The sequence below is a fragment of the Burkholderia sp. Se-20378 genome (assembly GCF_017104665.1).
GTDB lineage: Bacteria > Pseudomonadota > Gammaproteobacteria > Burkholderiales > Burkholderiaceae > Burkholderia > Burkholderia lata.
Genome location: NZ_JAAGPG010000335.1, coordinates 1 through 9,410 on the forward strand (window position 1 = coordinate 1; position 9,410 = coordinate 9,410).

8 protein-coding genes and 1 pseudogene are annotated in these 9,410 nt (G+C 66.9%); 6 read left to right on the forward strand and 3 right to left on the reverse strand.

Annotation, left to right across the window (positions count from 1 at the left end; all coding sequences use genetic code 11):
* The 3 genes and pseudogenes from G3N93_RS27135 to G3N93_RS27145 all read right to left on the reverse strand — a co-directional run.
* A pseudogene (locus G3N93_RS27135) lies at positions 1 to 187 on the reverse strand (hypothetical protein); the annotation flags it as partial.
* 382 nt (positions 188 to 569) lie between these two features.
* Positions 570 to 1,697, reverse strand: coding sequence for a M14-type cytosolic carboxypeptidase (locus G3N93_RS27140; RefSeq protein WP_206134346.1), 1,128 nt, complete (start codon positions 1,695 to 1,697; stop codon positions 570 to 572).
* 710 nt (positions 1,698 to 2,407) lie between these two features.
* Positions 2,408 to 3,043, reverse strand: a complete 636-nt coding sequence (locus G3N93_RS27145; RefSeq protein ID WP_206134347.1) for a glutathione S-transferase family protein — start codon at positions 3,041 to 3,043, stop codon at positions 2,408 to 2,410.
* 129 nt (positions 3,044 to 3,172) lie between these two features.
* Here G3N93_RS27145 and G3N93_RS27150 point away from each other — a divergent pair, with 129 nt between their 5' ends.
* The 6 genes from G3N93_RS27150 to ilvD form a co-directional block, all read left to right on the forward strand.
* A complete protein-coding gene (locus G3N93_RS27150; protein ID WP_206134348.1) occupies positions 3,173 to 3,520 on the forward strand; it encodes an acyl carrier protein in 348 nt (115 codons plus the stop codon).
* 52 nt (positions 3,521 to 3,572) lie between these two features.
* Positions 3,573 to 4,088, forward strand: coding sequence for a gamma-glutamylcyclotransferase family protein (locus tag G3N93_RS27155; RefSeq protein WP_206134349.1), 516 nt, complete (start codon positions 3,573 to 3,575; stop codon positions 4,086 to 4,088).
* A 490-nt stretch (positions 4,089 to 4,578) separates the two neighbouring features.
* Positions 4,579 to 5,886 (forward strand): MFS transporter, encoded by a 1,308-nt coding sequence (locus G3N93_RS27160; RefSeq protein ID WP_374196519.1) that lies wholly within the window; start codon positions 4,579 to 4,581, stop codon positions 5,884 to 5,886.
* 40 nt (positions 5,887 to 5,926) lie between these two features.
* Positions 5,927 to 6,451, forward strand: coding sequence for a flavin reductase (locus G3N93_RS27165; protein WP_174939486.1), 525 nt, complete (start codon positions 5,927 to 5,929; stop codon positions 6,449 to 6,451).
* A 26-nt stretch (positions 6,452 to 6,477) separates the two neighbouring features.
* Positions 6,478 to 7,548, forward strand: coding sequence for a DUF6421 family protein (locus tag G3N93_RS27170; RefSeq protein ID WP_241026720.1), 1,071 nt, complete (start codon positions 6,478 to 6,480; stop codon positions 7,546 to 7,548).
* A gap of 57 nt (positions 7,549 to 7,605) precedes the next feature.
* A partial coding sequence (gene ilvD / locus G3N93_RS27175) for a dihydroxy-acid dehydratase (RefSeq protein WP_206134351.1) occupies positions 7,606 to 9,410 on the forward strand: 1,805 nt, incomplete at its 3' end.

Genomic DNA, 9,410 nt, shown 5'->3' on the forward strand with positions numbered 1-9,410 from the left:
CGGCGCCACCACCGATCGCGCCGCCCACCACCGCGCCGGTGCGGCCGCCGAGGGCGTCGCCGACCGTTGCGCCGGCGATACCGCCCAGCGCACCGCCGAGCGCGTTGTCCCAGTTGTCCGCCGCGGCCGGCAGTGCAATCACCGCAGCCGCGGTGACGATGAATGCGGAGGCGATCTTCTTCAACATGCGAATGCTCTTCCTTGTGCTCAATCTGAAGTCCGGTTTCTTGTGTTGCCGCCAATTCGTTTCAACGAGTCTTGTCAACGAAAGGCCGGCGAAAGATAGCACTCCGATCAAACCAAGGTTCGCCATTGTCGTAACAGATTGTGTGCGCCCGGAAAGCTCGCCCGGCGTCGCTGATTTTTTATCTCGACTCCATTATTTCTCCATCGAACCGCACAAAAACGTCCATCGACGCCAAGCTCTTGTGGCAAGTCGTTTTCCGACAACCTGCAGAAGCACAGTTGACCGTTAGCTCGGCAACTTGGCGAGGCGACGCAACGCCATTCTTGAAAGCTCGGCAAACCGTGGGGCATCCATGCATGCCCCACGGAAGACGAGCAGGGCCTCAAGCGCGCAGCGAAGGCGCAAGCGCCAGCGCGGTTTCAAGCACGGCTCGTCCGAACGTGCGGGCGTACGCCGCCACATCGGCGTCGTCGCGCGGGCGGTCAGCGCTCTCCTTGAACGGCAACTCGATGGTCAGCGCCAGCGCGTCGAATTGCTCCGCGACCCACGGGATGCACTTCCTTGGGCTCGCGTGGTCAGGGCGATCGACGGAATAGCCGCGCGCCGTCTGGAAGACGGGGGAGCGTTGCAGCAGATCCTCGTCGAACGCGCGGTGCAAGGCCTGCAAGCGCGGCGTCCAGGCGGGGCTACCGTCGGCGCCCACCGAGAAGACGCGGGGCAGGACCTCGGCGCCGTGAAAGTCGACGAGCAGGTCGAGCCCGAGCGCGTGCATGCGCCGGCGTACGGCGGCCGTCTCGGGCGCGTCCGGATACTCGCGGTCCCAGCAGCGATTGAGGTTGGCGCCGCGCGCGTTCGTGCGCAGGTTGCCCAGGCGCACGCCGTCCGGATTGACGTTGACGACGACGTGCACGGCGTGGCCACCGATCTCCCAAACGGGACGCAACTCGCCGCACAGTGCCCGCACGAGGCCCTCGAGACAGTAGCCGCCCTGCGATTCGCCCGGATGCTGGCGGGCCATGAACCAGAGGCGCGAGCGCGGCGCACGGCCCTCGAACGAGAGCATGCGGATCGGTTCGCCGAGCGCGGAGGCCCCGAGGGTCTCCAGCGTCGCGCCTGCCTGCGTCGCCTGAGCGACGAGCGTGTCCTCGGCGGCGCGGTCGAAGGTCGGGAAATAGGCGAAGCGCAGGCGCCGGGCAGGGCCGGGCGCGCGGAAGGCGAGCGCGTCGCCGTCGAAGCTAGTCGGCAGGCGGCACCAGTCCGCCGCCTCGCCGCCGTCGGCGCGCATGCAGACGCGGTAGTCGACCCAGCCTTTAGGGTAGGACGAGCCGGCCAAACCTTCGATGCGTACGTCGATACCGTCGGGCGGCACATCGACCAGCTCGAAGGCGAACCATTGGGAGAATTCGGCAGCGTTGTCGCGGCGCAGACGCAAGCGCAGGGGCGAGCCGATGGGGGTGGCCGCGGCGACGTGGTCGATCGCGGCGGCTTCGAAATCGGTGTCGATGTGCATCGGTCGGATCTTGGAGCAGTGTCGGGACCTGCGGGATCAAGGCGCTGCATTTTGTGCGCCGCGATCTCGGCGTCGATTGTGTCGCGCGCCCGTTCCCGGGCTTGGTACACAGAACAGCGGCCGAGAGCGGCAATGAGGCCGCGCGCCGCGAAAGACCCGTTGTGCGCAGGTTCGATCGACAGTACCGCGGCGCCGGGCCGCGACAACGATAGCAGGAGTCGCCAGCGCGCGCCGAGCCATTGCCTCCCGCGCGAATCGGCCAATGACTGCGCCACAACCCCTTCCGACGCCGCATGACGATCCCGCTTACAACCCGGTAATCGTCGATCGGCGAATTGGTCGGCGAGATGGCGCGGGATTGTTTCCGCCGGGGCGAGAATCGCGCGAATGATATTTTCTGCGACTCAATCGATTGCCGAAAATATATTGGACGTCTCGGAATGGATGCTGCATTGTTCACGCATTCGTCGTGATCACGGAAATTGTGCCGAAGGGCCGGTGACACGAGAGAACGCCATTCACGATTGCGGTCGCGGCTCCTGTTCCCGGAGTCGTGGCGCCGGTCCGCCGGGACATTGCAAATCATGTCCGTGTGCCAGGCCAGGGCATCAAAGAAAGAAAAGCGGCGAAAAGGACCTGAGACGATGATGGAGATGCATTGGACGCGGGCGGGATGGCGGATCGGGCACGAGCCCGACCCGGCTTCGCCGCTACGCCCAGACCGAGATCTGCTCGACCGACAACGCAGTCGCGACGGCAGGGCGGCGGAGCATGCGCTCCGTGTGCTCCGCCCAGTGCGCGAAACCGCGCATGTCGAGCTTCAGCATGTTCCCCCATTTGAAGAAGATCAGCAGCATCGGATCGACGATCGAGTAGTGGTCGCCGAGCGCCCAGTCGCGCGCGGAGAGCCGCTCGTCGATCTGCGCATACGCAGTGAGGATGCCCGCGCGGCCTTTCTCGCGGATGCCGTCGTGCGCGGCCGTGTCGTCGCTGAAGCGCGACGGATGGAAATTGAGCGCGACCGTCCCGGGCAGCACTGACGCGAGCCAGTTCATCCATTCGACGGCGCGTGCGACGCCCATCGCGGTATCGGGCACCAGCCGCGCGTGCGGAAAGCGCAGCGCAAGATAGAGCAGGATGGCAGACGACTCGGTCAGCACCTCGTCGCCGGTATGCAGCACGGGCACCTTGCCTTTCGGGTTGAGCCGCCGGAATTCGGCGCTCTGCGTCGCACCGTCCTTGATCGAGACGAGCGCGAGTTCGAAGGGTTCGCCCAGTTCGCGCAGGATGACGTGCGGTGCAAATGAGAGATGGCCGGGGCAGTAGAACAGCGTATGAGTTTTCATATTGATTAAGTCTCCTATTTATCTCTGATGGAGATGCTGGCCGGGTTTGTCGGGTCGACGCGTCGCATGGTGCATGACGCCCGATCGAAAGTCAAAAGCGAAAGACGATGTGAAGGACTCTGCGGTTCGATGAAGACGGTGCTCGCAGCGCGCGGCGCGCGGGCCGGGATGAACGAGTGTTTCTGGAGCGTGATCGTGATGCGGATGATGAGCCTCGACGAATTGATCGACAACGTGAAGACGTTTCTGGCCGGTATCGACCCGGGCGCACCGGCGCGCGTGACCGCGCAGACGAACCTGCTCGACGCCAACCTGCTCGATTCGCTGTCGCTCGTGCATTTCGTCCTGTTCATCGAGCAGACGTTGCGGATCGAGATTCCGATCGGCGACTTCGTGCTCGACTCGATCGCATCGGTTGCGGCGATCTACGATCACTACGTGCTCGGTACGTCGCGCACCGCGGGTGCGTTGCTCTGATGCGCCCGGACGCGATCACGGTCACGGGCGCCCGTATCGGGTGTGCGACGCGATGACGGCGGACGACCTGCTGCGCGGCGAGCATTTCACGTACTTCGCGTATGGCTCGTGCATGAACCTCGCGAGCCTGTCCGCATCGCTCCGCTGCGACGCGGCGCCGTATTTCGAGGGGGCGGCGCGGCTCGACGGGCACCGCCTGGCGTTCAACTACGCGTCGCTCAACGAGCCGGTCTGCTGCGCGAACATCGAGCCGGCCGCCGGCGCGATCGTCGAAGGCGCGCTGTACCGGTTGCCGATGCGCATGCTCGATGCGCTCGAGCGCCGCGAAGGGGTGCATCTCGGCCGCTACGTGCGCTGCGCAGTCGAGGTGCGGGGAACGGGTGGGTTGCGCGTGCATGCGCTCACGTATCGCGGCGCGGTCACGCTCGAATGCGAAGCGGCGCCGAGCGCGCGCTATCGCGACCTGCTGGTTCGCGGGCTGGCGGACGCAGGCGTGTCGGCGGCGTATCGCGACCGCACGGTCGCGTACATGGCCGGGCTGCGCGATCGTCCGCCCGAAATGCAGTGACGGCCGCCGTGCGCGGCCAGATGGGATCAAGGCATCGAATGCTCCACAAGAGCGCTCGGTCCAGCGGTGCGTTCCCGACTTCGAACGTCGACGAACGTCTTAAAGGCGCCCTAAGCGGGCATGTGAGCAAAAGGCGAAACATGAAGAACGCTTTCGACTACCCGCGCGCCACGCGCGCGTTACGCCTCGCCGGCGACGCAGTTCCCGGGCACAACGACGTACAACGAGCCCCCGGACGCACGGCCAGGCCGCCATCGGCCCCCGCAAGGCCGATGCGCACCTGATTCGCGGCACACGACCCGGATCCGACGCACCGCCTGACGAGTGCCGCACGCCTGCGTGCGGCCCGCGGCGTCCCGCGCACACGAACGCGCCGACCTTAGGAGGACGGCCCGCCGACGTGCGCGCCGGATGACGAACGTGATCGTCGGGCGCAGCGTGCAGGATGCAGTGCGCAACGAAAAACAACCGATCGCAAGAAAGGAAAAAAATGATGGAGACGCTCGTATCGACCGTATCGCCCGCTTTGCGGGTGTCGGAGGAAGCCGCTTATCGCAAGGTCGCGTGGCGGCTGATGCCGCTGCTGCTGTTGTGTTACCTGGTGTCCTATCTCGACCGCGTGAACGTCGGCTTCGCGAAGCTGCAGATGGCCGGCGATCTCGGGTTGTCCGACGCGGCCTACGGGCTCGGCGCCGGCATCTTCTTCTTCGGCTATTTCATCTTCGAGGTGCCGAGCAACCTGATCCTCCACCGCATCGGCGCACGCGTGTGGATCGCGCGAATCATGGTGACGTGGGGCGCGGTATCCGCGCTGACGATGTTCGTCACGACGCCGACGGCCTTCTACGCGATGCGCTTCCTGCTCGGCGCCGCGGAGGCCGGCTTCTTTCCGGGCGTGATCCTGTACCTGACCTACTGGTATCCGGCCCATCGGCGCGGGCGGATCACGACGGTGTTCATGACGGCCGTCGCGCTGTCGGGCGTCGTCGGCGGTCCGATCTCGGGCTACATCCTGAAGGCGTTCGACGGGACCAACGGCTGGCACGGCTGGCAGTGGCTGTATCTGCTCGAAGGGCTGCCGTCGATCGTCGCGGGGCTGCTCGTCTACACGCTGCTCGACGATCGCATCGCGCATGCGAAGTGGCTGAGCGAGGACGAGCGGGCGCTGCTCGAACGCAACGTGAATGCCGAGGAAGCGGTCAAGTCGCACTTGTCGCTCGGCGCGGTGCTGGCGAATCCGCGCGTGTGGCTGATGTGCGCGATCTACTTCTCGTTCGTGATCGGCCTGTACGGCGTCGGCTTCTGGCTGCCGACGCTCATTCATGCGACGGGCGTGGCCGATCCGCTGACGATCGGGATGCTGTCGACGGTGCCCTACGCGCTGGCGGTGGTCGCGATGGTCGCGATCGCGCGCAGCTCGGACCGGCACCGCGAGCGTCGCTGGCATCTCGCGGTGCCCGGCGCGATGGGCACGATCGGGCTCGTGCTGGCGGTCGGCTGGGCGCATCAGACCGGGCTGGCGATCGCGGCGCTGACGCTCGCGACGATGGGCATCCTCACCGCGATCCCGCTGTTCTGGAGCCTGCCGACCGCGTTTCTCGGCGGCACCGCGGCCGCGGCCGGGATCGCGATGATCAATTCGATCGGCAATCTCGCGGGCTTCCTCGGCCCGTACCTGATGGGGCTGCTCAAGCAACTGACCGCATCGAACGACGCGGGCCTCTACATGATGGCCGGCTGCATGGCGCTGGGCGGGCTGCTCGCGCTGTCGTTGCCGAAGGCGCTGGTGAACCGGTAGCGCGATGCGCGGCCTTTCCCCCCATGCACGGAGACAGGACATGATCCACAACGAACCCGCACGGTTCCCCGACCAGTCGATCGGCGCGTCGCCGCAGCGCTTTCGCGATGCGATGTGCCGTGTGGCGTCGGCCGTTCACGTGCTCACGAGCGACGGGCCTGCAGGGCGCTGCGGCATGACGGCGACTGCCGTGCTGTCGGTGTCCGATGCGCCGCCGACGGTGCTCGTGTCGGTCAACCGCGGCAGCGTGTCGGCGCAGCGGCTGATCGCGAACGAGGTGTTCTGCGTGAACACGCTCGGTGCGGCCGACCGCTTTCTTGCCGACGTGTTCGCGGGCCGCACCACGCACGAGCGCGACGCGCGCTTCACGGTGGGCGACTGGGGCGAGCTCTCGACGCGCGCGCCGGTGCTGTCGAGCGCGCGCATCGCGCTCGACTGCCGGCTGGTGGCGTCGATGAGCGCGGCGACCCATGAGCTGCTGGTCGGCGAAGTGGTGGCGCTGCACTGCGCAGAGCCCGATGACGAGGCGCTCGTCTATCTGCAGCGCGAATTCCGCGTCGTGTGACGACGCGTGCCGACAGGATGATCGACATGAAACGCGAAATCGTACAAGCCACCAACCGCTGCCGCGGCGAGATTCTCGCCGGCGGTTTCCGCACCGACGTCGCGCGCATCGCGCAATGCGCGCGCATGCATCTCGGCGACTACGCCGACAACCCGCACGTGCGCGCGCTGCTCGTGACGCTGGAGAACCGCTGCCTCGCATCGGGGCGCCTGCTCGACCTCACGTACTCGGTGGACCCGAGCTTCATCCTCGGGTTCTTCGACGTGCCGTACAACGCCGACGCGTTCCTCGAAGCGGCCGCGATCGCGCCGGTGCCGATTCCGCCGAGCGTGCTCGCGATCGCGCCGGACGGCAACGCGCTGCCGGTGCAGATCCGCATGTGCACGGACGGCTTTCGCAACCCGCTCGCGGTCGCGGTGTTCGGCGAGAACTTCATCGACGCCGACCTGCGCGCGTATCACAAGGCGTACTACTTCATCGACAAGTTCGTCGAGCGCTTCAAGCGTTACACGCGCCCGGCGATCGAGGCGAGCTGGTCGCCGACGGCGTTCCCGGACCTGCTCGCGGCGGACGACGCGCTGCTGACGCAGGCGAGCGCGATCTGGGTCCACCTGCACGAGTACCACCATCGCACGGGTTTCCTGCCGATTCCGGAGCACCTCGATGCGAAGAGCACCCGCAACGGCGCGGGCGCGGAGGAGCTGCGGGTGGACATCCTGTCGATCCTCGCGCTGTTCCGGCTGCGCTCGGACGACCGCGTGCTGCGCGCGTCGATCCAGTACATCCTGGCCGAGCGCCTGATCCGCTATCCGCTGCAGGCGCCGCCGCTCGACAACTACGACGCGCGCTCGTCGGTCGCGCTGTTCCATTACCTGTCCCGCCACGGCGTTATCGCGCAGCGTGGCGGCACGCTCTATTTCGAAGGGGGCTACGAACGTCTGACCCAGGCGCTCAGGTCCATCGTGATCAAGCTGACGGCGCTCGAATACAAGCTCAGCGTGTCGTCCGATCTCGACCGGAGAAAGATCCTGTCGTTCGTGCTGCCGACGCTCGCGAAGAACGACAACAACTGGGGCGCGGCCGGACGGCCGCACTGACGGCGGCCCGCCGGCCGCCCCGCCCGTCTTTTCGAACCGAATCTATCGAGGATCAGGATGCCTACCTACCGTTCACGCACTTCCACCCACGGCCGCAACATGGCGGGCGCACGCAGCCTGTGGCGCGCCACCGGGATGACCGACGCCGATTTCGACAAGCCGATCATCGCGGTCGTCAATTCGTTCACGCAGTTCGTGCCCGGGCACGTGCACCTGAAGGATCTCGGCCAGCTCGTCGCGCGCGAGATCGAAGCGGCCGGCGCGGTCGCGAAGGAATTCAACACGATCGCGATCGACGACGGCATCGCGATGGGCCACGACGGCATGCTGTACAGCCTGCCGTCGCGCGAGCTGATCGCCGACAGCGTCGAGTACATGGTGAACGCGCACTGCGCGGATGCGATGGTGTGCATCTCGAACTGCGACAAGATCACGCCGGGGATGCTGATGGCCGCGATGCGCCTGAACATCCCGGTGATCTTCGTGTCGGGCGGCCCGATGGAATCCGGGAAACTGACGTTCCGCGGCAAGCACCGCGCATTCGACCTGATCGACGCGATGGTGGTGGCCGCCGACTCGCAGGTTACGGACGACGAGGTGCGCGCGGTCGAGAACGTCGCATGCCCGACCTGCGGCTCGTGTTCCGGGATGTTTACCGCGAACTCGATGAACTGCCTCGCCGAAGCGCTCGGGCTCGCGCTGCCGGGCAACGGCTCGGTACTCGCGACGCATGCCGATCGCAAGCGCCTGTTCCTCGAGGCCGGGCGCGTGATCGTCGATCTCGCGCGCCGCTACTACGAGCAGGACGATGCGAGCGTGCTGCCGCGTTCGATCGCGACGCGCGATGCGTTCGAGAACGCGATGACGCTCGACATCGCGATGGGCGGCTCGACCAACACGGTGCTGCACCTGCTGGCCGCCGCGCACGAAGGCGAGGTGCACTTCACGATGGCCGACATCGACCGGCTGTCGCGCCGCGTGCCGGTGCTGTGCAAGGTCGCGCCGTCCGTGCAGGACGTGCACATGGAGGACGTGCACCGTGCCGGCGGCGTGATCGGGATCATGGGCGAGCTCGATCGCGCGGGGCTGCTGAACACGACGCTGCCGACCGTCCATGCGCCGAGCGTCGCCCACGTGCTCGCGCGCTGGGACGTGATGCGCAATCGCGTCGATTCGGTGTCGCGCTTCTATCGTGCGGCGCCCGGCGGCGTGCGCTCGCACGTCGCGTTCAGCCAGGAAAACCGCTACGACGAGCTCGATCTCGACCGCAAGACCGGCTGCATCCGCGATGCCGAACATGCATTCTCGCGCGACGGCGGGCTCGCGGTGCTGTTCGGCAACATCGCGCGTGACGGTTGCATCGTGAAAACCGCGGGTGTCGATGGCGGGATGCTGAAGTTCACCGGCACCGCGCGCGTGTTCGAAGGGCAGGAGGAAGCCGTCGAGGGCATTCTCGGCGGCGCGGTCGGCCCGGGCGACATCGTGATCGTCCGCTACGAGGGGCCGCGCGGCGGGCCGGGCATGCAGGAGATGCTCTATCCGACCAGCTACCTGAAATCGAAGGGGCTCGCGAAGGAGTGTGCGCTGATCACCGACGGCCGCTTTTCCGGCGGCTCGTCGGGGCTGTCGATCGGGCACGTGTCGCCCGAGGCGGCGGAAGGCGGCGAGATCGGGCTGCTCGAGAACGGCGACACGATCGAGATCGACATCCCGAACCGCTCGATCAACGTCCTGGTGTCCGACGACGAACTGCAGCGCCGCCGTGCGGCGATGGCAGAGCGCGGCGAGCGCGCGTGGCAGCCGGAGAAGCGGCAGCGCCGCGTGTCCGGCGCGCTGCGCGCGTACGCGGCGATGACCACGAG